General features: G+C 54.2%; 21 protein-coding genes and 1 tRNA gene. 10 read left to right on the top strand and 12 right to left on the bottom strand.

The window, feature by feature from the left end:
* The first annotated feature begins 2 nt into the window (after positions 1–2).
* From TH19_RS06090 to TH19_RS06110, 5 genes are all read left to right on the top strand, one after another.
* Positions 3–1,403 carry a ribonuclease E/G gene (locus TH19_RS06090; protein ID WP_114101442.1) on the top strand — a complete coding sequence of 467 codons (1,401 nt, stop codon included), beginning with the start codon at positions 3–5 and terminating at the stop codon, positions 1,401–1,403.
* Position 1,404: 1 nt separating this feature from the next.
* A complete protein-coding gene (locus tag TH19_RS06095) occupies positions 1,405–1,605 on the top strand; it encodes a DNA gyrase inhibitor YacG (RefSeq protein WP_114101443.1) in 201 nt (66 codons plus the stop codon).
* 104 nt (positions 1,606–1,709) lie between these two features.
* Positions 1,710–1,785, top strand: a tRNA-Phe gene (locus TH19_RS06100).
* Positions 1,786–1,948: 163 nt separating this feature from the next.
* Positions 1,949–3,025: a linear amide C-N hydrolase gene (locus TH19_RS06105; RefSeq protein ID WP_258547844.1), complete on the top strand. Its 1,077-nt coding sequence runs from the start codon at positions 1,949–1,951 to the stop codon at positions 3,023–3,025.
* Positions 3,026–3,341: 316 nt separating this feature from the next.
* A complete protein-coding gene (locus TH19_RS06110) occupies positions 3,342–4,889 on the top strand; it encodes a CYTH and CHAD domain-containing protein (RefSeq protein WP_114101444.1) in 1,548 nt (515 codons plus the stop codon).
* 18 nt (positions 4,890–4,907) lie between these two features.
* On the opposite strand, the gene TH19_RS06115 is transcribed toward TH19_RS06110, so the two are convergent.
* Both TH19_RS06115 and pdxR read right to left on the bottom strand, forming a co-directional pair.
* A complete protein-coding gene (locus TH19_RS06115; RefSeq protein ID WP_114101445.1) occupies positions 4,908–6,368 on the bottom strand; it encodes a cryptochrome/photolyase family protein in 1,461 nt (486 codons plus the stop codon).
* A 119-nt stretch (positions 6,369–6,487) separates the two neighbouring features.
* Complete coding sequence (gene pdxR, locus TH19_RS06120) at positions 6,488–8,005, bottom strand: MocR-like pyridoxine biosynthesis transcription factor PdxR (RefSeq protein WP_114101446.1); 1,518 nt, start codon at positions 8,003–8,005, stop codon at positions 6,488–6,490.
* A 121-nt stretch (positions 8,006–8,126) separates the two neighbouring features.
* Here pdxR and TH19_RS06125 point away from each other — a divergent pair, with 121 nt between their 5' ends.
* The gene (locus TH19_RS06125) at positions 8,127–8,786 is read left to right on the top strand and encodes a pyridoxamine 5'-phosphate oxidase family protein (RefSeq protein WP_114101447.1); all 660 of its coding nucleotides are present in this window, start codon (positions 8,127–8,129) and stop codon (positions 8,784–8,786) included.
* Positions 8,787–8,849: 63 nt separating this feature from the next.
* Here the strand turns inward: TH19_RS06125 and TH19_RS06130 are convergent, their stop codons facing one another.
* Positions 8,850–9,758, bottom strand: coding sequence for a pseudouridine-5'-phosphate glycosidase (locus tag TH19_RS06130; RefSeq protein ID WP_114101448.1), 909 nt, complete (start codon positions 9,756–9,758; stop codon positions 8,850–8,852).
* Between the two features lie 229 nt (positions 9,759–9,987).
* Between TH19_RS06130 and TH19_RS06135 the strand changes: the two genes are divergently transcribed.
* A complete protein-coding gene (locus TH19_RS06135) occupies positions 9,988–11,181 on the top strand; it encodes an MFS transporter (RefSeq protein ID WP_114101449.1) in 1,194 nt (397 codons plus the stop codon).
* 77 nt (positions 11,182–11,258) lie between these two features.
* On the opposite strand, the gene ilvC is transcribed toward TH19_RS06135, so the two are convergent.
* The 4 genes from ilvC to miaA all read right to left on the bottom strand — a co-directional run bounded on the left by ilvC (position 11,259) and on the right by miaA (position 15,903).
* Positions 11,259–12,278 carry a ketol-acid reductoisomerase gene (gene ilvC / locus TH19_RS06140; protein ID WP_114101450.1) on the bottom strand — a complete coding sequence of 340 codons (1,020 nt, stop codon included), beginning with the start codon at positions 12,276–12,278 and terminating at the stop codon, positions 11,259–11,261.
* Positions 12,279–12,395: 117 nt separating this feature from the next.
* Entirely contained in the window at positions 12,396–12,905 is a 510-nt protein-coding gene (ilvN, locus tag TH19_RS06145) for an acetolactate synthase small subunit (RefSeq protein WP_114101451.1), read from the bottom strand.
* A gap of 113 nt (positions 12,906–13,018) precedes the next feature.
* Complete coding sequence (locus tag TH19_RS06150) at positions 13,019–14,782, bottom strand: acetolactate synthase 3 large subunit (protein WP_114101452.1); 1,764 nt, start codon at positions 14,780–14,782, stop codon at positions 13,019–13,021.
* 152 nt (positions 14,783–14,934) lie between these two features.
* Positions 14,935–15,903 carry a tRNA (adenosine(37)-N6)-dimethylallyltransferase MiaA gene (miaA, locus tag TH19_RS06155; RefSeq protein WP_114101453.1) on the bottom strand — a complete coding sequence of 323 codons (969 nt, stop codon included), beginning with the start codon at positions 15,901–15,903 and terminating at the stop codon, positions 14,935–14,937.
* Positions 15,904–16,110: 207 nt separating this feature from the next.
* Between miaA and serB the strand changes: the two genes are divergently transcribed.
* On the top strand, positions 16,111–17,001 hold the full coding sequence (gene serB / locus TH19_RS06160) for a phosphoserine phosphatase SerB (protein ID WP_114101454.1): 891 nt from the start codon (positions 16,111–16,113) through the stop codon (positions 16,999–17,001).
* A gap of 77 nt (positions 17,002–17,078) precedes the next feature.
* Here serB and TH19_RS06165 read toward each other — a convergent pair whose 3' ends face one another.
* The 4 genes from TH19_RS06165 to hflK form a co-directional block, all read right to left on the bottom strand.
* On the bottom strand, positions 17,079–18,572 hold the full coding sequence (locus TH19_RS06165; RefSeq protein WP_114101455.1) for a DegQ family serine endoprotease: 1,494 nt from the start codon (positions 18,570–18,572) through the stop codon (positions 17,079–17,081).
* A gap of 197 nt (positions 18,573–18,769) precedes the next feature.
* On the bottom strand, positions 18,770–18,961 hold the full coding sequence (locus TH19_RS06170; protein ID WP_114101456.1) for a DUF2065 domain-containing protein: 192 nt from the start codon (positions 18,959–18,961) through the stop codon (positions 18,770–18,772).
* Positions 18,962–19,077: 116 nt separating this feature from the next.
* A complete protein-coding gene (hflC, locus tag TH19_RS06175; RefSeq protein ID WP_114101457.1) occupies positions 19,078–19,950 on the bottom strand; it encodes a protease modulator HflC in 873 nt (290 codons plus the stop codon).
* Positions 19,950–21,077, bottom strand: coding sequence for an FtsH protease activity modulator HflK (gene hflK / locus TH19_RS06180; protein ID WP_114101458.1), 1,128 nt, complete (start codon positions 21,075–21,077; stop codon positions 19,950–19,952). The genes hflC and hflK overlap by 1 nt, the downstream gene beginning before the upstream one ends.
* Positions 21,078–21,478: 401 nt before the next feature.
* Here hflK and TH19_RS06185 point away from each other — a divergent pair, with 401 nt between their 5' ends.
* Positions 21,479–22,654, top strand: a complete 1,176-nt coding sequence (locus tag TH19_RS06185) for an Mrp/NBP35 family ATP-binding protein (protein ID WP_114101459.1) — start codon at positions 21,479–21,481, stop codon at positions 22,652–22,654.
* 50 nt (positions 22,655–22,704) lie between these two features.
* Here TH19_RS06185 and TH19_RS06190 read toward each other — a convergent pair whose 3' ends face one another.
* Complete coding sequence (locus TH19_RS06190) at positions 22,705–23,109, bottom strand: hypothetical protein (RefSeq protein ID WP_114101460.1); 405 nt, start codon at positions 23,107–23,109, stop codon at positions 22,705–22,707.
* 138 nt (positions 23,110–23,247) lie between these two features.
* Between TH19_RS06190 and TH19_RS06195 the strand changes: the two genes are divergently transcribed.
* On the top strand, positions 23,248–24,042 hold the full coding sequence (locus TH19_RS06195; RefSeq protein ID WP_114101461.1) for a helix-turn-helix domain-containing protein: 795 nt from the start codon (positions 23,248–23,250) through the stop codon (positions 24,040–24,042).
* Positions 24,043–24,052: the final 10 nt, after the last annotated feature.

Consider the following 24,052-nt stretch of genomic DNA (forward strand, 5'->3'; position numbering starts at 1 on the left):
TCATGTCGGTTGGCGGAAATCATAATGACCGCCTGCTGATTGATGCTGTCGCACTTGAACGCAGGGTTGCACTGGTTCAGGGGGACCGCCTTTGCCGTTTGTGGATAGATCGTGGCGGTCCGGCACGCTTTGACATTCATCTCGGACGTATTTCCAAAATCCTGCCCGAAATGGCGGCTGCCATGGTTGCCCTTGATGGATTGGGTGACGGATTGTTGCCGTTTGATCGTTATGACGGTCCCTTGCATGAAGGGCAGTGGGTTCTGGTTCAGATTTCGCGCCTTGGCTTTGAAGACAAGGGCGTGAAGCTTACAGGGCGGATCGCGATTGAAGGTGTGGGCATGATCCTGCGCCCCGGCGGCAAACTGATCGAACTTCCCCGTAAACTCAAAGACCCGCAACAACGCGCAGATTTACTTGCCGTGGTCAAAGCCGTTCAGGCCGATGATGATGGCATTATGTTGCGGTCCACGGCAATGGAATGGGACCGGGATGCGGTTGTTGGCGAATATCGTTTACTGAAATCGCAATGGCAAAAGGCGGTCGCTGCCTTGGCCCGGCCGCAAAGACCGACACTGGTTTTCAAGGCCCAGCCCGAACTGGATCAGTTGATTGAACGTCATCTGATGTCTGGGCGGGAATGCATTGTCGATGGTGTCGACGAATTCGTGCGACTTCGCGGGATTTTGAAGGCGCGGGGCCAGTCGGATGGGCATTTGGTGCGTCATGCCGCGACACGACTACTTTTTGAAGATCAGGATGTCGAAGCGGCACTTGCTAATGCATTGGCGTCGCGTGTTGATCTTGCCGGTGGTGCCTGGATCGCGATGGATCAGGCAACCGCACTTTGTGCAATTGATGTTAATGCCGGTGGCGCGGATGCCGGGCGTGACAGCGAATCCCGTGCGATTGATGTTAATCTGCTGGCAGCGGATGAAATCGTGCATCAAATCCGGCTGCGTAATATCGGCGGATTGATCATTATTGATCCCCTTAGGATGAAATCACGGGCCGGGCGCGACAAGTTTGATGCGGCAATCAAGGCTGCCTTTGGGGCAGAGCTTGATGGCGCGGTTCAGATCGGTGGCTTTACCCGGCTTGGACTTTATGAATTCAGTCGTCAGCGGGCTGGCGAATCGCTTGAAGCACGGATTCTGTCCAAACCTGCTGAAACACCGCTTTCCGGAGTTTCGGCGCTAAATGCTGTGCTGCGCAAGCTGGTCTCCGATGCACGAAACGGTGCTGGCGGGATGCTGAAACTTTATGTTTCGCCCGATATTTCGCGCCGCCTTGCCAATCAGGCCGATGCCATCCAGATACTGACCAAGGCATTTGGTGCCGTACCTGAAATCATCACCGATTCTTCCTGTCAGAACGATCAATACCGGTTGGAAAAGAACTAGAATGACCCAAGAAAATTCAACGAAAACAGTTAGCTCCGACTGCGTGGTTTGCGGAAGCCCCGCGACCGAGAAATACAAGCCATTCTGTTCGAAACGCTGCGCGGATCGCGACCTTGGGAAGTGGTTGAATGAAAGCTATTCAATCCCCGCGACAGAGCCGCCAGAGTATCTCGAAGACCTTGAAGATGAAGACGAATTTTAATCGTAAAAAAATGCGATTTGAGGCTAGACAAGCCCCAAAGGAGTTTGTATAACCCCGCTCGTTCCGCAGGGAACACTCCGGAGACGGAGACGAAAGTCGGATTTGCCCAGGTAGCTCAGTTGGTAGAGCAGTGGACTGAAAATCCGCGTGTCGGTGGTTCGAGTCCGCCCCTGGGCACCATCTTTCGGTAGCCAAAAAAGACCCAGCCTGATGGCTGGGTTTTTTTGTGCCTGAATATCAATTAAATAGAATATGTTTGGGCTCCTGCAATCACTGTTTGCGTAATGCATTTCCTCTCTCCATACTTTTGTGATCTGAAGACTGTGGATCGGAGAGTAGGGCCATGATGCATACACGTCGGAAAGCATTGGTGTATTCGCGCTATATCTTCAGTCTGTTGCTGTCATTGATGATCGGTTTTCCCAATCTCGCCAATGCCTGCACGCGATTGGTTTATCTGGGCGCGAATGATGATGTCATCACGGCCCGTTCTATGGATTGGAAGTCTGACATTGCCACCAATTTGTGGATTTTTCCGCGCGGCATAAAACGCGAAGGCAAGGCTGGGGCAAATTCTGCTGAATGGACTTCCAAATATGGAAGCATTATCGCGTCGGGCTATGACATCTCCACAACAGATGGTCTGAATGAAGCGGGTTTGTCGGCAAATTTGCTCTGGTTGGTGGAATCGGAATATCCCCGCTATGAAGGTAAAACACCCGGGCTTTCGATAGCGTTGTGGGCGCAATATGTTCTCGATAATTTTGCCACCGTTGACGAGGCCGTCCGGGCCCTTGAACAACATCCGTTCACGGTTGTAACCGATCACCTGCCGGGTGAGGATCGCTTGGCGACATTGCATTTGTCGATCTCCGACGCCACAGGCGATAGCGCAATTATCGAATATATTTCGGGCAAGCAGGTAATTCACCACGACCGCGATTATCAGGTGATGACGAACTCGCCTATCTTTGAAGAACAGCTTGCCCTGAACAGCTATTGGCGTCAGATCGGCGGGACAGTCATGCTGCCGGGTACTAACCGTGCGTCCGACCGGTTTGCACGTGCATCATTCTATGTAAATGCGATCCCGAAATCCGAAGACCCTGTTATTGCATTGGCCAGCGTTTTTAGTGTCATTCGCAATGTTTCGGTCCCCTTCGGTGTTTCGACCCCGAGTGAACCCAATATTTCTTCGACACGCTGGCGCACGGTCGCTGATCACAAGCGCATGTTGTATTTCTTTGAGTCGGCTTTGACGCCAAATACCTTTTGGGTGGATTTGAACGAAATCGATTTCTCCAACGAAACCGGGCAGGTCAAGAAACTAGACCTTGGGCCTCATCAGAGAAATGTGTTTGCCGGAAATGCCTTGTCCGATTTCATCCCCGCCGAGCCATTTGAATTTCAGGGACTGTAAACAGGGAATCGGATTTCTGTTCGGGGAATTTGTTGGTGCGCTGTTCTGGATGTGTTGGTCTTAACGTGTGTATTCCATGACTGTTTGTGATCAAACGAACAGCTTTGAAAATCCCAAGGTTCAAATGAAAACCCCTCTTTGTCCGAAAGTTTGTTCGGGGTTTTAGGGCTTGATTTTGCTGGTGTTTGCACCTTTTGTTGCGGAAATTTTACATTCCGCTAGGCTTTGATATCTGACCAGAGTGTGGTGGCTTTAATTGCAGGCAATGGATCAGTAGCCTTGGTGCTGCTGAACAAAAGACGCTTAGAGGACCGACATGACCGAGAAGCAGATCGAGATCGAACTGAAACTCAGAATCGATCCGAAACATGTAACGCGTTTGAAAAACGCACCGGTCCTGCGAGAGGTCAAGGAAGGGCGTCGTCTGACGACCACCCATCTTGTTTCCATCTATCACGACACCCCCAAGCTTTCCCTGGCCGACAAGGGCCTTGCAATCCGTATTCGCAAGAAGGGCACAAAGGGCTGGGAACAGACCGTCAAAACGTCGAACGGTCTGCGCGAAGCGTTGCCGTCGCGCCATGAATGGACCGTGGAGCTTGAAGACGGTGTCCTTGACCTTGATCGCTTTACCGACAAGGACGTCAAAAAGCTTCTGAACAAGTTTGCCAAAAAGAAAAAGATCGACCGGATTTTTGAAAGCGACCTGAAACGCAGCGCAGTTGACCTGACCTATCGTGATGCGGTTATGGAATTGGCAATCGATCAGGGCGTGGTGCGTTCCGGGGAAAAGGAAACCCCGATTTCAGAGGTCGAGTTTGAACTGAAAAGCGGCCACCCGGCGGCGCTGTTTGATTTGGCACTCGAACTTCAACGAACCGTGCCATTGTTGCTGAGCATGCGTTCAAAGGCGTCGCGCGGACGTGATCTGTATCTTGGGCAGGCACCGGGGGCCTATCGTGCCGCGCCGGTGGCCTTAAGTGATGATATGTCGGCTGAAACGGCCTTTCGGACCATGCTGGGACAGGGGCTTCGCATGACCCTGAGCAACGAGGTCTGTGTGCGGCAGGACCTTGATGTTGAAGGTTGTCATCAGATGCGGGTTGGTTTGCGCCGCCTGCGCGTTGCCTTGAACCTGTTTAAGAAGAACCTGCCTGCGGGCGAGGCCGTCTTGCTGCGTCGTTTGCTGAAAACATGCAGCAAGGGGCTTGATGGTTTACGCGACTGGGATGTGTTCCTTGGTGAAACCTTGCCGATGATCGAGGAACGCTTCCCCGATCATGCGGGCGTTGCCGAACTGCGCAAGGCGGCGGAAAAGCAGCGTGCAGATGCCTTGGCGGCGGCCCGCACGATGCTTGATCAGCCGGAATATGGTCAGTTGCTTTTGATCCTTGGTGCATGGGCAAGCTATTCGCGATGGGCATCTGGTGCCAGTGCCGAACAGATGAAGGCAATGGCATCGCCGGTAACCGAACTTGCCAGTCCGCTTCTTGATGCGGCGTACAAGCGTGTGACCAAGCGCGACAAGCATGTCTCGGAACTCAGCGTTCCGCAACTTCATGCCCTGCGTCTTGATGTCAAACAGATGCGCTATGGCGCGGAATTTTTCGGATCCGTCTATTCGGTCAAGAAGGTCAAAAAGTTCCGTTCGAAACTGACCGCGATGCAGGAAATCCTTGGCAAGCTTCAGGACGCCGCCGTCGCCGAGGCAAGGCTTGCCGATCTGACCGCACAGCTTTCCAAAGAAGGTCTGGTTGCTGTCGGGCTGGTATCGGGCTGGTTCGGGGCCCGGGTCGAACATGAACTGGCCGGGCTGGAAGATGCCGTCGCTGCCTTCGGGGCGCAGAAGGCCTTCTGGAAATAGACGGAATAAATCCTGTTGCTATGCGATGGCCTGTTTCATGTCCTGATAGGCCGTTAATGCGCGTTCACGGCCTTCTTTGACCCCGACAATGGGCATGGGGTAGGTCTGACCCAATGTGATCCCAGCGGCCTTGAGGATCAGTGGGGATGCCTCCCACGGTTTATGGATGTACTGTTCAGGCATGTCGCGCAATTCCGGTACCCACTGGCGAACATATTCGCCGGCCGGGTCAAATTTCTCGCCCTGAAGAACCGGATTGAAAATACGGAAATAGGGGGCCGCATCCGCGCCACATCCACCGATCCATTGCCATGAAAAGGCGTTGTTGGCCGGACAGGCATCGACAAGCGTATCGTCAAACCATGCCAGCCCTTCGCGCCAGTGGATCAACAGATGCTTGACCAAAACCGAACCGACAATCATGCGAACCCGGTTATGCATATATCCCGTATGCCAAAGTTCGCGCATCCCGGCATCGACAATCGGAAAGCCTGTTTGCCCCCTTTGCCAGCGTTCCAAGGCCTTTTCATCCTGATCCCACGGGAAATGGGCAAATTGCCCTTGAAGCGGAACCGAGCGTAAATCCTTGGCGTGAAACAGAATATGATGGGCAAACTCCCGCCATCCCAGTTCTGACATGAATTTTGATGCAGTTTTGCCCTCACCCGGATGGGCATCGGCAAAGTGACTGGCGCTGTGCCATACCTGATAGGGGCTGATTTCCCCGAAACGCAGATGCGGCGAAAGCTCCGACGTCACCCGATGGTCCGGGCGATCACGCAAATCGGCATAATCGGTCAGGCGATCATCGATGAAATCGAAAAGCTGTTGCTTTGCACCGGCTTCGCCCGGCGTGAACCGTTCTGAAAACCCGCCTGCCCAGTCAAAGGGTTTGGGCCCAAGATCAAGCGCCGACAGAGTGGCTTCATCTGCAAGAACACTATCACCAAGCGGAATGTTTTGCGGGGCAGCTATTGGTTGGCGTGGCGGCGGGCATTTCTGACAGGCGCGCCAGAACGGGCTATAGACCTTGAAATCCGTGCCGCCACCAGTTTTGATTTCCCACGGTTCAAACAACAGATTGGCCTTGAAGCTTTCGCAGATCAGGCCGCGATCCAAAATTGCTGCCTTAAGGTCGGTATCGCGGTCTGTTGATGGCTTGTCATAAAGCCGGTTCCAGAAAACCGCCCTTATGTCATGCGCATCAATCAGGTTTTCGATGATTTTACCGGCATCACCGACGAACAGCCGCAAGGCAGACAAAGAACCAAGGCTTTTGGCCAGTGCGCCAAGGCTTCTTTCCAGCCACCAGCGCGTCGCACCACCAAGCTGACTGTTGATAACCGGGTCAAGAATGAAAACCGGCAGGACCATGCCGTCATTTTCATTGGCCCATGTAACGGCCTTAACCAATGCGGGATTGTCAGCCAGACGCAGATCATTGCGAAACCACATGATGGCGATCGGGCGTTTGGTCATCTTCAATCCTGGTGTTGTCTGCTTGTTATCGGGAGGAGCTTGGGCAGAAGGGGAGAGAGCGTCGCGACTGTGACAGCGTTTGAGGGGATGCCGTGGCGCTCTCTCTGGCTCGGGGTACATTAACTGCTACGTTGAAGAATCTCGATCAGTTCACCAAAACTTTCAGAAAGTTGTTGTTGTTCCCAACCGGCAAAGCCAAGCACAAGTCCCTGTGGCAGGTTTGGGCGGTTTTCTGGGGATTTATCATGGTAATAGGATGAAAGCGCACGGCAATCGAGACCGGCTTGGACCATTCTTTCCTGAATGAAAATGTCGTCCTGGCCGGTAAGCAGACGGGCGCAAAGATGCAATCCGCCATCCGATGGCATGGCCGAAAGCAATCCCGTGGCAGTATTGGCAATCAGGTCTTTAAGATGGGCGCGCCGTTCGCCATAGCGCATCCGCATCTTGCGGACATGACTGCCAAAATGACCCTCGGCAAAAAACGCGGCAAGGGCTGCTTGCGTGGTTGGTGCAGGGACGCCATCGGCAAATCCGCGCATCCCGCGAAAGGCCGGGATCAAGGCCGGTGGCAGCACAAGATATCCAAGTCGGATGCCGGGGAACAGGACCCGTGAAAATGTCCCGACATAGATGACCCGGTTATCGTTATCCAACCCCTGCAGCGATGAAAGCGGTGGCCCGTCATAACGGTAATCGCTGTCATAATCGTCTTCGACAATCCAGGCATCATTGCTTTTTGCCCACTGCAAAAGCGCCAGTCGCCGGGCCAACGATAATGTGGTGCCAAGCGGGTAATTGCGTGACGGTGTGGTTACAACAATGCGTGCGGGTGACGGGGTTGCCATAAGCCCGTCAACATTAAGGCCCTCGTCATCAACGGCAACTGGATGAACAACCGCGCCGCTTGATGCCAGAACGCCACGAATCCCCTCGTAACCGGGGTCTTCGGTGGCAATAATGTCCCCCGGATCAACAAGGGCACGGGCGGTAAGATCAAGCGCCTGCTGCGCACCGGACACAATCATCACCTGATCGCTATGGCAATTGACGCCGCGTGACTGGCGGAGCCATTTGGCCACTTCATCGCGCAATTGCACCAAGCCCATCGGATCATCGGGGATGGTCAGATCAATTTGCGGGGCCCGCCATGCCCGCCGCAAAAGCCGCGCCCAAAGATCAAATGGAAATCCGTCCAAATCCGGTGTGGCCGGGTTGAATGGTCGGGCAACGCGAAACCTTGGAAAGCGCCGCTGATAGGCCAGCATCCTGATGGCACTTTGACTAAGACGCAAAGGCCGTTCGCCCGAAGTGTCGGCTGTGGATTGGCTGGTTTTGGCATCAGACGCCACATCCTGATCGGGCAGGGACCGTGCGACAAAGCTTCCGGCACCGATGCGGGTTTCAAGATATCCTTCGGATGTCAGAAGATCAAAACTGGCCACAACCGTATTGCGCGATACGCCCAATGATGTGGCCAAATCCCGGCTGGCCGGAAGTCGTTCACCCGGATGTAACCGGCCATCAAGAATAGCCGCGCGGATACCGTGATAAAGTCGGCGATAGGCGGTACTGCCTTGATCCGTATCCTTGTCGGTCTGGCTGGGATAGATCCAGCTATAATCGCTATGCGGCATCAAATGGCTCTGAGGGTTTAAATTGGTTCTGTCATTTTTATTATAATGGACCTTTTTCAAAGTCCAATTTTAACGATGATGAGGCCATTGATTGCCACCAGAATAAGTAAACGAGATCGCCATGTCTGATACCACTCTACCAAACCAGTACGAAGTTCATCCCCACACCAAAGTGGTTCGTGGCCCCAAACGCGCGACCTATGACCGTGAACTTGTGCATGGCATCATTGATGATGCACTGATTTGCCATGTTGGTACGGTTGTGAATGGACGCCCGGCAATGATCCCGACCGCGCATTGGCGGGTTGGCGAACGGATTTACATCCATGGCGCATCGAAGAACCGGATTCTTGCCGCCATTGCCGAGGGTGAGGAAGCCTGTCTGTGCATCACCCATCTTGATGGTCTGGTGATGGCGCGTTCGGCATTCCATCATTCGGCAAATTATCGTTCGGTCCTGATTTACGGCAAGGGCGAGGTGGTTGAAGGTGAAGAAGGCAAGATGGAACATTCCCGCCTGTTCATTGAAAAGCTTGAACCGGGACGGTGGGATAAAATCCGTCAGCCCAACAAACAGGAACTTAAAGGGACCATGTTCCTTGGCTTCGATCTGGATCAGGTTTCGGCAAAGGTCCGGGCCGGTGATCCGGTCGATGATGACGAAGATTATGACTGGCCGGTCTGGGCCGGTGTTTTGCCCAGCACCTTGCAGTGGGGGGCGCCGGTTGACGATGCCCGGATCAAGGAAGGGTTCGAAGGCCAAGGGTATCTTCGCGATTAAACACGAAAAAGGGCTGGCAGATAACACTGCCAGCCCTTTTTAAGTCTGAGGCCTTTGGCCTGATCAGCCTGCCATGGCGGCGGCGATTTTCGCACCCAGACGCGCATTGTTGCGCACCAGTGCGATATTGGCTTCAAGGCTTTTACCTTCGGTCAGTTTGGTGACACGTGCCAGAAGGAAGGGCGTCACGTCACGACCAAGAATGTTCTGTTCCTTGGCATCGGCAAGCGCATCATCAATCGCGCCTTCGATGGCTTCGCGGGCAAGGGCCTTGTCGGCTTCGGGCGGATTGCCAATTACAACCCCACCTTCAAGACCAAATTCCCATTTCGATTTCAGGAATGCAGCCAAATCTTCCGGGCTATCAAGGCGAAGCGGGGCTTTGTGACCGCTTTCGACCGAATAGAATGCCGGGAATTCATCTGTGCCATAAGCAATAACCGGAACGCCAAGCGTTTCAAGATGTTCAAGCGTCTTGGGAATATCAAGGATCGCCTTGGCGCCTGCGCAAACAACGGCAACACTGGTTTTACCAAGTTCGGTCAGGTCGGCTGATACGTCATAATTACCGGCAAGATCACGGTGAACGCCACCAATGCCGCCGGTGGCAAAGACACGGATACCGGCTTTTTCAGCTAGGATCATTGTGGCCGAAACCGTGGTTGCACCATCGCGTTTCTTGGCAATGCAATACGGAATGTCGCGACGCGACAGTTTCAGAATATCTGTACCCTTGGCGAAATATTCGAGTTCCTCGGGCGACAGGCCGATCTTGCAGCGACCGCCAATCACAGCGATGGTGGCAGGCACCGCACCGTTATCGCGCACATCCTGTTCCACAGCTTGCGCTGTTTCAAGGTTCTGCGGATAAGGCATCCCGTGCGAAATGATGGTGGATTCAAGGGCCACGACCGGCTTGCCTGCGGCAAGGGCTTCGGCGACCTCGGGGGCGATATCAATATAGTCCGACATTCCGATATGCTCATATCTGGTTTAAAGTTTTAAAGGCCAGAATTAAACAGATCGCCCCGTGAAATCCAGCCCAAACCGTGCCACCGGATCACGCTTTGGGAATGTCTGTCGTGCACAGGGTGGGTAATCCTTGCCAACGGCGCAATGGACTTATGCCAGTGATCAGATTGTAAGCGATTGATTTGATGGGTATCTTGGAATACCACCAAATTATGAAAGCCCACCGGATATGCATTCCAAGCCGACCCTGACACGCGGACTTCTTGCCTTTATGGCGATTGGAAGTGGCCTGTCTGTTGCCAGTCTTTATTACGTGCAACCTTTGTTGGAACTGTTGGCACGTGAATATGGTCTTAGTGAAACCAGTGCCGGGCTTCTGGTGACGGTCGCACAGCTTGGCTATCTGACCGGATTGATTGCAGTTGTGCCGCTTGGCGATCATCATGAACGGCGCAAATTGCTGACGGTGACATCGGCACTTACTGCACTTGGACTGCTGGCTATGGGGCTTGCACCTTCATTCCTGTTGCTGGTGGCGTTCAGTGTTTCTGTGGGGATTACCTGTGTTACCGCCCAGATCCTTGTGCCGCTTGCCGCCCATCTTGCCAGTGATGACAAGCGCGGTTCGGCAGTGGGTGCTGTGATGAGTGGCCTGTTGCTGGGGATCCTTCTGGCGCGCACCTTTTCCGGGATTATGGCCGAACTTGCCGGTTGGCGGTCGGTCTTTATTGTCGCGTCCGTCCTGATGGCGTTTTATTCGATTGCCTGTTACCGGATCATTCCCAATATTCCGCCGACATCCCATACCAGCTATCGCACACTTTATCTGTCGATCTTGCATCTGTTCAGGGACGAGCCGGTTTTGCGGCGGCGCAGCCTGATTGGCGGTTTGCAATATGCCGTCTTTGCGATTTTCTGGACATCAATGGCCTTCATGCTGGTGCGGCAATATGACATGTCCGAAGCCGTCATCGGGCTTTATGGCCTGATCGGCGCAATTGGTATTCTGGCCGCACGTATTGCAGGCCGATTGGCCGATAAGGGATGGGCAAAGCTCAGTACCGGCGGGTTCCTTTTGACCACGATTTCAAGCTGGGTGTTGCTGTATTGGGGGCAATGGTCACTGGTGGCCTTTGCCGTCGGGGTGGTGTTGCTTGATCTTGGTATTCAGGGCACGCATATCTCAAACCAAAGCGAGGTTTATCGACTCAGCCCCGAGGCGCGTAGCCGCCTGACCACAGGCTATATGGCAAGTTACTTCTTTGGTGGCGCGTGCGGATCGGCAAGTTCGGCGGTGGCTTATGGCATGGGGGGATGGCCCGCTGTGGTGGCCCTTGGATCGACTGTTTCGATCCTGTGTGTTGTGATCTGGGCCGCGACCGAATTGCGTTTACCGGTACGGCAGATGAAACACGGTTCCTGATCTGAAACCGGAATAGTCAAAGCAAAACGGCCGCCCCATCGGGACGGCCGTTTGCGTAAGAACGATCTAAGCGGTGCTTAGTTCTTTTCTTTGTCGACGAGCTGGTTTGCAGCAATCCACGGCATCATAGCGCGCAGTTTGGTACCAACTTCTTCGATTTCGTGTTCTGCGTTCAGACGGCGGGTTGCCTTGAACATCGGCTGGCCGCAATGCATTTCCTGAACGAAGTCACGAACGAATTTGCCTTCCTGAATGTCAGCAAGAACTTCTTTCATGCGGTCTTTGACCGATGCGTCGATCACGCGCGGGCCGGTGACATAGTCGCCGTATTCTGCGGTGTTCGAGATCGAGTAACGCATGTTGGCCATACCGCCTTCATACATCAGGTCAACGATCAGCTTAACTTCGTGCAGGCACTCGAAATATGCCATTTCCGGTGCATAACCAGCTTCGGTCAGGGTTTCGAAGCCGTATTTGATCAGCTGGGTCAGGCCGCCACAGAGAACTGCCTGCTCGCCGAACAGATCGGTTTCGCATTCTTCACGGAAGGTGGTTTCGATAACGCCGGAACGACCGCCACCGATTGCCGATGCATAGGACAGTGCAACTTCAAGCGCATTGCCCGAAGCGTTCTGTTCGATAGCAACGAGGCAAGGTACGCCGCCGCCACGCTTGTATTCGGAACGAACGGTGTGGCCCGGGCCTTTCGGTGCGATCATCATGACGTCAAGGTCAGCGCGCGGCTCGATCAGGCCGAAGTGAACGTTCAGGCCGTGTGCGAACAGAAGTGCGGCACCCTGTTTCAGGTTGTCACGCAGTTCGTTTGCATAGATCGCTGCCTGGTGTTCATCCGGGGTCAGGATCATGACGACGTCTGCCCATGCAGCGGCTTCTGCCGGGGTCATGGTTTTCAGACCAGCATTTTCAGCTTTCTTGCGCGAGCTGGAACCTTCACGAAGGCCAACAACGACTTCTTTAACGCCGGAGTCATGGAGGTTCAGTGCATGGGCATGGCCCTGCGAACCGTAACCGATGATGGCAACTTTTTTGGTCTTGATCAGATTAACATCTGCATCGCGGTCGTAATAAACACGCATCTTTCGATACCTCTGGACGTTGGACCACGCTGATTTTTGTGCGTGGTGGATGGTAATAATGAATTCGGGGACAAACCCCAATGCCTTGCCCGATGCGGATCACCAGGCAGGGCAAACTCACATCGTTAGTGTGCCGCGTGAAATCGCAGCCACACCGGTACGCGAAATTTCCGAAAGCCCCAATGGCGCCATCAATTTGATGAAGGCATCAATCTTTTCGGGGCTGCCGATGATTTCATAAACGAAGGAATTGTTGGTCGCATCGACTGCGCGGGCCTTGAAGATGTCGGCAATACGCAGGGATTCAACGCGCTTTTCACCCGTTGCAATCACTTTGACCAATGCCAGTTCACGCTCGACACTCGGACCGGCCAGGGTCAGGTCGCTGACCTTGTGAACCGGGACAAGACGCGAAAGCTGTGCCTTGATCTGTTCGATTACCATCGGCGTACCGGAGGTAACCACAGTGATGCGGGACTGATGGGCATCGGCGTCGACTTCGGCAACGGTCAGGCTTTCGATGTTGTAGCCACGGCCGGAAAACAGGCCGATAACACGGGCCAGAACGCCAGATTCGTTGTCCACCAGAACAGATATGGTGTGTTTCGAGATTTCGGTTTCTTTCACGGTTTCGCTCCGTAAGTACTCGGCCGGGGGCACATTTTGGTTTTTATGTACCGCCCGTGCCGGCCTTTTCATTATGGTTTGATGAGTTCGTCTCGCACGTTCTTTGGTGCGGATCAGACCAGAACCATCCCTTCGTCGGAATCAATGGCTTCGTTGCCGTCGGTTTCTTGCCCAAGCAGCATTTCGTTATGCGGCTTGCCCGACGGGATCATCGGATAGCAGTTTTCCTTGTCATCGACAGCAACATCCAGGATCACCGGACCATCAATCTCGAGCATCTGCTTGATGGTATCATCCAGATCAGCCGGATTGTTACAGGTCAGACCGGTAAAGCCGAATGCCTCGGACAGTTTGACGAAGTCAGGCAGGGTCTCGCTATAACTTTCGGAATAGCGCGAACCGTGCAGAAGCTGCTGCCACTGACGAACCATGCCCATGTAACGGTTATTCAGGATCACGGTTTTGATCGGCAGACGATACTGCGTCATCGTCGCGCATTCCTGAATGTTCATCATGATGGACGCATCACCGGTAAAGCAGACAACTGTCGCATCGGGATGGGCAACCTGAACGCCAAGGGCTGCCGGCATGCCATAGCCCATGGTGCCAAGACCACCGGACGTCATCCATTCATACGGATGTTCGAACCCGAAATGCTGGGCTGCCCACATCTGGTGCTGACCAACATCGGTGGTGATATAGGTCTTGCGATCACGGGTCAGGGCATGAACACGACGGATAACGTGTTGCGGCTTGATAACGTCTTTGGGCTGCTTGTAGGACAGGCAGTGTTTGCCGCGCCATCCTTCGATTTCATCCCACCAGCTATCAAGTGCGGTCGCATCGATCTTGTACTGTTTTGCTTTCCAGATCTTGATCATGTCTTCAAGGACATGGCCAACATCACCAACAATCCCGATATCGACCGGAACGTTTTTGTTGATCGAGCTCTGATCGATATCGATCTGGATTTTCTGCGAATTCGGCGCAAAGAAATCAAGGTTGCCGGTCACGCGGTCATCGAAACGTGCGCCGATGGCGACCATAACGTCGCAATCATGCATCGACATGTTCGATTCATAGGTGCCGTGCATCCCGACCATGCCGAGATACTGTTTGTCCGATGCCGGGTATGCACCAAGGCCCATCAGGGTCAGGGTGATCGGCGCGCCGATCATGCGGGTGAACTCGGTCAGAAGCTTGCAGGCCTGGGTGCCGGAATTGATGACACCGCCGCCGCAATACAGGATCGGCTTTTTCGCCGATGCCAGCATTTCAAGCGCTTCTTCGATCTGGCTGCGTTCGCCTTTAACCACCGGGTTATAGGTGCGATGCTGAACCTGGCTCGGCTCCATATAGGGGGCCTTGCCAACAAGGATATCCTTGGGAAGATCGATCACAACCGGGCCCGGACGGCCGCTTGACGCGACGTGGAAGGCCTCGTGCATGGTGCGTGCAAGACGATCCGGATTTTTCACCAGATAGTTGTGCTTGGTGCACGGGCGGGTAATGCCCGTGGTGTCAGCTTCCTGGAACGCATCATTCCCGATCAAATGAGTCGGGACCTGACCGGTCAGGCAGACAACTGGAATAGAATCCATCAACGCGTCGGTAAGGCCCGTAACAGCGTTTGTCGCACCCGGTCCCGAGGTTACCAGCACAACGCCGACCTTACCGGTCGAGCGGGCGTAACCTTCAGCAGCGTGGACAGCAGCCTGTTCATGGCGCACTAGAACGTGACGAATCCGGTTTTGTTTAAATATCTCGTCATATAGCGGTAGGACAGCGCCGCCAGGATAGCCGAACACGACTTCCACACCCTGATCAGCAAGGGCCTGCAACACTACTTCCGAACCGCTTAAAATACGTTCTGCCATGATTTTCGAGCCTCTTTACTTAACGACAACAACGTGTCGCGTGATAACCGCGTGATTGAAACATGATCCAATTATCCTCAAATTGGAGTTGAAAAATCCGCCGAAACGGCGGTTTTCCGCCATTTCGGCGGGGGAAGCGCCAACCTATCGCCTCACTTTGGCGTGGTCAACAGAAATTGGTTAATATCATGACGCATTTTTGCTGCCAAACTTTCCGAATATTGCGCGTCGATGATTTCCTTGTCGGTCATTTGGTGTCGAAACCACGTTAATTGGCGCTTTGCGTAACGTCTGGTTTCGCGCTGGGATTTCTCTTTGGCGGTGGCCAAATCAATCTCTCCGGCAAGATATGCGCCAAGCTCCCGGACGCCGACAGCCTTCATCACCGGTGCCGCTTCAGGCAGCTCAAGCGCAATCAAATCGCGGACTTCGTCAATGGCACCCTGTTCAAGCATAAGGTCAAAGCGCCGGTTGCAGCGATCATAAAGAATGTCGCGCAGCGGCATATAACAGAGTTTCCTGAACTTCATATTTGCAGGTGGCGTGATCACCGGTTCCTTGTGCCAGGATGCCAAGCCGCGTCCGGTATGGGCAAAGACCTCGGCGGCGCGAATCAGGCGTTGGGTGTTTGTGCCATCCAGCGTCGCGGCGGTGTCCGGATCGTTCTTTTTAAGCTTTTCAAAGAACGCTGCATGGCCCAAATCTTCAAGTTCGGCGGTAATACTGTCGCGAATCCGGGCCGGGACATCGGGAATCGGGGCGATTCCTTCGGTCAGGGCATTCAGATACATGCCCGTTCCGCCCGTGATGATCGGAAGTTTGCCCGAGGCGTGACAGTCATTGATCTCCGCCATGGCCATTTCGCGCCATTTACCCGCCGAACATGCTTCACGCCCGGACAACACACCATAAAGCCGGTGGGGGGCACGCGATGTTTCGCTTTCATCGGGGCGCGCACTTAGAACACGGAGTTCCTCATAAACCTGCATGCTGTCGGCATTAATCACCACACCGTCAAAGGCTTCGGCCATATCAAGCGCAAGCGCAGATTTGCCGCTGGCAGTCGGGCCGGCAACGATCAGAACAGGGGTAAAGGAATTGTTGGCGTTAACAGCCGACATAAAAGGCACTTCCGTCTTCAAAGAATCAAAGGTCGCACAGTCTATTGGGTTCGTTCCCAAAGGCATAGTGATTTGGGGCCGGGCAAACTTGCAAAAAACACGTAAGCTGCAAGGCTTGGGCGAAAGTTCTCTTGCCACAGTCGGGCGCAATTCGGATAAAGGCGACAAATCTGTTTAATGCCTTTTCCGCCAAGGAGCCCGCAGACCATGAAATTGGTACTGACCCTGATTGCCGCCCCGAATTCAAATGCACTGACCAAGCACGTTGTTGATCAGGCCGCAATCGCATTGACCGGTGCCGGTGCACTGGTTGGTGATGTCACCTGGCTGGCCGAGGGCGAGGCATGTGATCTGATCTTTGATGGCGTTACCCTTGATGTTGCCGATACCAGCCTTGCCGAGGCGGAACTTGGTGTTGATGCCATCACCCAGAAAATCGCCACCCGTCGCAAGAAGTTGCTGATTGCCGATATGGACAGCACCATGGTGACGGGCGAGACCCTTGATGAACTTGCCGAGTTTGCTGGTGTCAAAGAACGTGTTGCGGCGATCACCGCACGCGCGATGAATGGTGAACTGGATTTCGAGGCGGCCCTTGATGAGCGTGTCGGCCTTCTTGAAGGCATGTCGACCGGGATGCTGAAAGAGGCATGGAAAACTGTCGAATATACCGGCGGGGCCAAAACCCTTGTTGCCACCATGAAGGCCAATGGTGCCTTTGCGGCACTGGTTTCGGGCGGGTTTGATTTCTTTACCGGCGCGGTTCGCGCCGAACTTGGCTTTGATTACGATCAGGCCAACGTCCTGATCGAAGCCGATGGCAAACTGACCGGCAAGGTTCAAAAACCGGTTCTGGACCGTCAGGCCAAGGTTGATGCGCTTGAAGCCCTGTCCGAACAGCAGGGCATTACTGTCGAAGACGCGATTGCGGTTGGCGACGGTGCCAATGATCTTCAGATGATCTCGCTTGCCGGGACCGGTGTTGCCTTCCACGCCAAGCCGTCCGTTCAGGAACAGGCACGCATTTGTGTCAATCACGGTGATCTGACCGCACTGCTGTTCATGCAGGGCTATGCAAAGGCCGATTTCGTTTCCTGATACCGGAAATGTTGCAAAGAAAAAGGGCGGCCTGCCAAGCAGGTCGCCCTTTTTTCATGTCAGTTCGGTTGGAATGCTTATTCAGCAACCGAAAGGGTCAGGCCGAAGTAACGCGGGCCAGCAGATGTTTCGATCAACATCAGGATGGTGCGTTTGTCGTCATCCACTGCGGTTTTGACCGCCTTGGTCACGTCTTCAACATTCGAAACCGAGCTGTGCGATGCCTCGATGATGATGTCGCCTGGACGCACACCTTTTTCAGCGGCATAGCTGTCGCTTGCAACATCGGTGACGATCACGCCTTCGGTGCCTTCGGCAAGGTTATAGCGCTGACGCAGGCTGTCATCGACATTGGCAACCTTGATGCCAAGCTCTGAAATGCTGGCCTCGGCGATTGCCGGTGCTTCCTTGCCTTCCGAGGTCGTTGCACTTGCGGCAATGACTTCTTCTTCAAGTTCGCCAAGCTCGACCTGAACCGTCTGCTTTTTGCCATCGCGCCAGATTTCCACATCGACATCCTTGCCGATTTTGGTTTCTGCAACGATACGCGGCAGGCGACGCATGCTTTCAACATCCTTGCCATCAAACTTCAGGATGACGTCACCCTGCTTGATGCCGGCTTTCTTGGCCGGGCTGTCATCAGACACGCCTGCGACCATTGCGCCGGTTGCGGTATCAAGACCAACGGAGTCGGCGATGTCGTCAGTAACGGTCTGGATGTGAACCCCAAGCCAGCCACGACGGGTACGGCCATATTCCTTAAGCTGGTCAACCACGCCCTGGGCAATAGCCGACGGAATGGCAAAGCCGATCCCGACCGATCCACCGGACGGCGAATAGATTGCGCTGTTAATACCGATCACATCGCCATCAAGATCAAACAGCGGACCGCCAGAGTTACCACGGTTGATCGACGCATCCGTCTGGATGAAATCGTCATACGGGCCCTGATTGATGTCGCGGTTACGCGCCGAGATGATACCAGCGGTCACCGTGCCGCCAAGACCGAACGGGTTACCGATCGCCATGGCCCAGTCACCGATACGTGCCTTGTCGGAATCGCCCCATTTGACGAACGGAAGGTCGTCTTTGGGTTCGACTTTCAAAAGGGCAACGTCGGTTTTCGGGTCACGACCGACCAGTTCGGCGGCAAGGGTTTCGCCATCATGAAGGCGTACGCTGATTTCATCGGCACCATCAATCACGTGGTTGTTGGTGACGATGTAACCATCCGCCGAGATGATAAAGCCGGAACCAAGGGCGGTGGCACGACGCTTTTGCGGGGCCTGACCACCTTGGCCGCCCTGACCGTTACGATCCATGAAATCACGGAAAAGGTCTTCAAACGGCGAACCCGGAGGGAACTGGAAATCCGGTCCCTGACGTTCAGCGACCATCTGGCTGGTAGAGATATACACAACACTTGGCAAAAGCTTTTCGGCCAAGTCTGCGAAACTTTCAGGAGCGGGGCGGGCATTCGCGATTTGCGAAACACTGGTCACGCCAAGGAGAACAATCACCAGTGCTGCGCTTACTTTCGACCGCACCGGGTTGTATAATGCTTGTAGCATGTGTCTGATCCTGTTCGTTGCCGCGTTCACGGTATTTGTAATTCTGTTTTTGCAGCGCGCGATGAGGGTATTTTACCCGTCGCTTAAGTAATCAAATCAACCCCGACTTTGGCAGAATTTGGGCGGTACTTGGAAAAATCAAGGAATTCTCGGCACAATGTTGTGACACCCTTGGCGTTTCTGGCGGTTTGCAAGGCTTAGAGCCAGACTCTGACTGCCCAGATTGCGCCAATGGAAACGACCGCCGCGACAAGGCCACCGATGCGCAGCTGGGATTCAGGGATTTCCTGAACAAGTTCCCACACCCTTTTCGCGCCGCCGGGAAACAGGGAATAAAACATGCCCTCCAGCGCAATGGCCAGTAGTATGGCAGTAACAAGTTCCTTCATGGTCGAGGACGTTCCGGCGGTTTTAAAAGCCTGTCTTACGGGGTACGCCGACAGGACATATTTATGAAAACAAAAAGGGCGACCAAGCTAATATGCCGGTCGCCCTTATGTTTTGTCTAGCGGCTTGTGTTAGGCGCTGACTTATTAAAGTATTGGAAAAACTCGCTGTCTGGTGAAAGTACCATGGTCGAGCCGTTCGAAAGCGCCGTTTTGTAGGCTTCTAGCGAACGATAGAATTCAAAGAATTCCGCGTCCTTGCCATACGCTTTACCGAGGATCACGTTACGTTGACCATCGCCTTCACCGCGCAGGACTTCGGCCTGACGGTTGGCTTCGGCGATGATACCGATACGTTCACGATCCGCTTCTGCCTGGATTTTCGCCTTGAGTTCTTCACCCTCTGCGCGAAGCTGTGCGGCTTCGGCGACACGCGAAGAACGCATACGGTTATATACCGCCTGCGAGGTTTCCTGCGGAAGATCGGTACGACCGATACGGACATCGATCAGCTCGACACCGAATTCCTTGGCCGGCTCAACGAGCGTTGCCTGAATCTTTTCCATGATCTGTGCACGGTTGTCCGACAGCATCGACACAAGCGGGGCCTGTGCCAGTTCACCACGGATAACCGAGTTCAGACGCTGACCAAACAGCTGCACGAAGTTGGCAGAGTTGGTCGCACGCTGACGGAAAGTCAGGGGATCAATGATTCTCCAGCGGGCAAAGCTGTCAACATTGACGCGCTTCTGGTCCGAAAGAAGAACCTGCTGTACCGGCGGATCGAGTTCAAGAATACGACGCTCGTAATATTCCACGTTCTGGATCGGCAGTTTGAAATGCAGACCCGGCTCGGAAACCGCATGAACCGGATTACCGAACTGAAGAACAAGTGCCTGCTGGTCCTGACGAACCGTAAAGACACACATCGAACCAACGACAGCGGCAATAACAAGGACGACGCCAGCGGCAATAAGTTTAGGACTTGCCATTAGTTGTTGCCTCCTGCATTCGCACGTTTCTGAACTTCGGGCAGCGGCAGGTAAGGTACAACACCGTTGCCAGCGCCGTTCTGGTCAATGATGACCTTCTCGGACTTGTTCAGAATGTCCTGCATGGTTTCAAGATACAGGCGACGGGTGGTTACGTCCTGTGCGGTCAGATAGGAGTTATAGACCGAGGTAAAGCGTTCTGCTTCACCTTCCGCTTCCTTGGTCACACGATCCTTATAGGCGCGTGCCTGAAGAACCTGACGTTCTGCTTCACCCTTTGCGCGCGGGATGATGTCGTTGCGATAGGCCAGTGCTTCGTTCTGGGAACGGTCACGGTCCTGACGCGCACGCTGCACATCGTTGAACGCGTCGATAACATCACGGGGCGGGTCCACTTTCTGCATCTTCACTTCTGCAATGAAGATACCGGAATCATAACCGTCCATGATTTTCTGAAGCAGGGTACGGGTCTGTTCCTCAACCCGGACACGGCCCACAGTCAGGGCTTCTTCCAGATTGGTTTTCCCGATCACTTCACGCATCGCACTTTCGGATGCCAGCTTGATGGTGTTTTCCGGATCGCGAACATTGAACAGATATGCGCCCGCGTCGCTGATACGCCACTGAACAACATAATCGATGTCGATGATGTTCTGATCACCGGTCAGCATCAGGCTTTCTTCCGGGACATCACGCGAACCGTTCGACGCCACGGTGCCTGCACCGCGATAGCCAACCTCGATCTGGTTGGTACGTTCGACGTTCGGCTTGATGACCTCGCCGATCGGTGCCGGCAGGAAGTAGTTCAGACCCGGACCGGTGGTGCCAACCCATTTGCCAAACAGAAGCGTCACGCCCTGTTCGCCCGGCTGGACACGGTAAAAACCGGTCAAAAGCCACAACCCGATGACTGCGATACCAATCAGGACGAAACCTTTATATCCGCCACCACCGGGGAACAGCCGTTTCAGGCGTTCCTGGCCTTTACGAATCATTTCATCAAAATCAGGGGGCGTATTTCCGCCGCCGCCACCACCCTGAGGACGCTGTCCCCACGGGTTCTGGCCGCCGCCGTTATTTCCGCCGCCACCCCAGGGGCCGCCGCCCCCTTGTGAATTCCAAGGCATCGAGTGTTTTCCTCTTCTTGCCGTTCGGTGTTTATCTTTGTTTACCGAGCTTGGGGACGTTACCCCCAATGCATGCTCCATCCAACAAGATCGACTGTACCATTCTGGCGCAGGTAATGACCAAGCCACAAATGTGATTTGGTCAAATTGACATTTCGCACGATCAGGACCGGTTAAACCGGGCAATCTTCGCGCGATCAGAGTTCTGCCGCACCGGAATGACATGTTGATCATATGCCACTTGGTGGTGCAACCGATTGCAGGCCATAGCAAACTCACTAAATCTTGTTGGACGGAGCATGCCCTTAGGCCTTATATGACAGCTTGCCTTGCAAAACAATGTTACGCGCCCGCAAGTTCTGTGTGACCACGGACTTAAGCCAAAATTTGGAGACCGCAATATGACTTCGCCAAACCGTGAACAGATTGTCGCCGCACTCGACAGCGTGATCGACCCGGTCGACGGCAAATCAATCACAGCCAAGGACATGGTGCAAGGTATTGATATCAATGATGAAGTCGTAAATGTGATGATCGCGGTCGATCCGAAACGCGGACCGGCCCTCGAAGATTTGCGTCAGGCGGCAGAACGCGCTGTGGCGGCTGTGAACGGGGTCACAACAGCCCGTGTGGCCCTTACAGCGGAACGACCAGCGGCTGCAAGTCAGTCAGCACCCCACCAACCAGCAGGTGCGCGCCCGGCACAACCCGGCCAGCGTCCGCAAGGGGCTGGGCAGATGCCACTTGAACTGCCAACTGTACGCAGCATCGTTACCGTAGCATCGGGCAAGGGTGGGGTCGGGAAATCGACAACCTCGGTCAATCTGGCGCTGTCACTGGTGGCCAAGGGGCTTAAGGTCGGTCTGCTTGATGCGGATATCTATGGGCCGAGCCTGCCGCGCATGATGGGGCTTCGCGATGCCAAGCCGACCCCGTCTTCAAAGCATCAGGGCAAAATGATTCCGCCGTCGGCCTTTGGCATTCGCATCATGTCGATCGGCTTTATGGTTGATGAAGAACAGCCGGTGATCTGGCGTGGCCCGATGGCAATGGGGGCGCTTGAACAGCTTTTGCGTGATACCGATTGGGGCGATCTTGATGTGCTGGTGGTTGATATGCCTCCTGGAACCGGTGACATTCAGCTGTCGATGGCGCAGCGCGTGCCGGTGACGGGTGCGGTGATTGTTTCAACCCCGCAGGACATTGCCCTTCTGGACGCCAAAAAGGGCCTGAACATGTTCCGCAAGGTCAATGTGCCGGTATTCGGCCTGATCGAAAACATGTCCTATTACAAATGCCCGGAATGCGGCCATGTGGATCACGTATTTGATCACGGAGGCGCACGCAAGGCCGCCGATGAACTGGGTGTCCCGTTCCTGGGGGAAATCCCGCTGGATCTTAAAATTCGTCTGGGTGCGGATGAAGGCAAACCGATTGTGCAGACCGAGGCCGATGGCGAACATGCCAAGGCCTATGGCGCAATCGCTGACAAGGTTGCCGCGGCAATTGACGAGCGGGTCGGTCCGGCAGAAGCACCCAAGAAAAAGGGCCTATTCCCCAAGATCAGCTTCAAATAAGCATGAAAAGAGCCGCAGTGATGCGGCTCTTTTTTTGTTCTGTCTGCCCATCAGATCGATGCCATCTGGTGGGATGCGCCAAACATTCGGTGTTCGATTGCCGCCAGAACGCCAACGGCAACTGCCTGAATGATGACAAATCCATATCCAAGGGCGGTGGGGGTGATGAAAGACACCAACAGGATGCCCAAACTCGCCAAGGCCCAACCGATATTGCCAAGGACAATGATCAGAACAAGGGCACTGTTCGGTGTGGCCTGCTGGCCGGTAAATGCCATCAGTGCCGCACAGGGAAACAGGATCAGTCCGGCATAAAACAGAAGATCGACCGGCAGGCCCAACCATTCACCAAGCAAGCTGGCACCTGTACTCAGCAGAAGACCAAATACAAGGCAGGTCGCGGCATCAATCATCAGAACGGTTTTAAGAAGTTTAACAGAAGAAAGCGCAGCCATTGTTCGAACCTTTCGGGTTGCGGTTGATGGCGACACCTTGCCGTGATCAGGGAATGAATACGATTACCTCAGAGGTAATGTTTGTTCCTTCTCTTTGGTGATAGGCTTCGGGACCTTCAAACAGGAATAGCTGATCTGATGACCGATGACGCATTTGGAAACAGCCTTAAGGCATGGCGCAAGCAGCGCAGGCTCAGTCAGCTTGATCTGGCAGGGGACGCCAATATTTCGACCCGGCATCTGAGCTTTCTGGAGACCGGCCGTTCGAAACCAAGTCGCGACATGATCCTGCATCTGTCGGAATGTCTTGATGTGCCCTTGCGTGAACGAAATGCCCTTCTGGTTTCAGCGGGATTTGCCCCGATCTATGCTGAACATGATTTTGACGGGGACGCGGGGATGGCCATTCGCACGGCGGTCGATCAAATTCTGTCGGCCCATGAACCTTATCCGGCGCTGGCAATGGATCGGCATTGGAATATGGTGGTGTCAAACCGCATTGTGCCCATGATGCTGGGGGGCGTTGATCCCGAATTTCTGCGTCCACCCGTCAATCTGCTGCGTCTAAGCCTGCATCCTGACGGATTGGCATCAAGGGTGGTCAATTTCCAGCAATGGCGCGACCATTTGCTCGACCGCCTGCGTCGTCAGATTGAACTTACTGCTGATCGGGAACTGGTCGTGCTTTATGACGAGGTCACCCGTTATCGCGAACCCGACCATCATCAGGACGCGACGGGCGATGATGCAATCAACAGCCTGATCGTCCCGCTTGTTCTTAAAACCGATGCCGGAACATTGCGTTTTGTCAGTACGACGACGGTTTTTGGTACGCCGGTTGAAGTTACGTTGTCAGAATTGGCAATTGAAACGTTGCTTCCTGCCGATGATGGCACACGAACGATCTTGAAACAGCTTGCCGCTCGTATGTAGCTGGGAAAAT

The sequence above is a fragment of the Thalassospira profundimaris genome (genome assembly GCF_003326675.1).
GTDB lineage: Bacteria > Pseudomonadota > Alphaproteobacteria > Rhodospirillales > Thalassospiraceae > Thalassospira > Thalassospira aquimaris.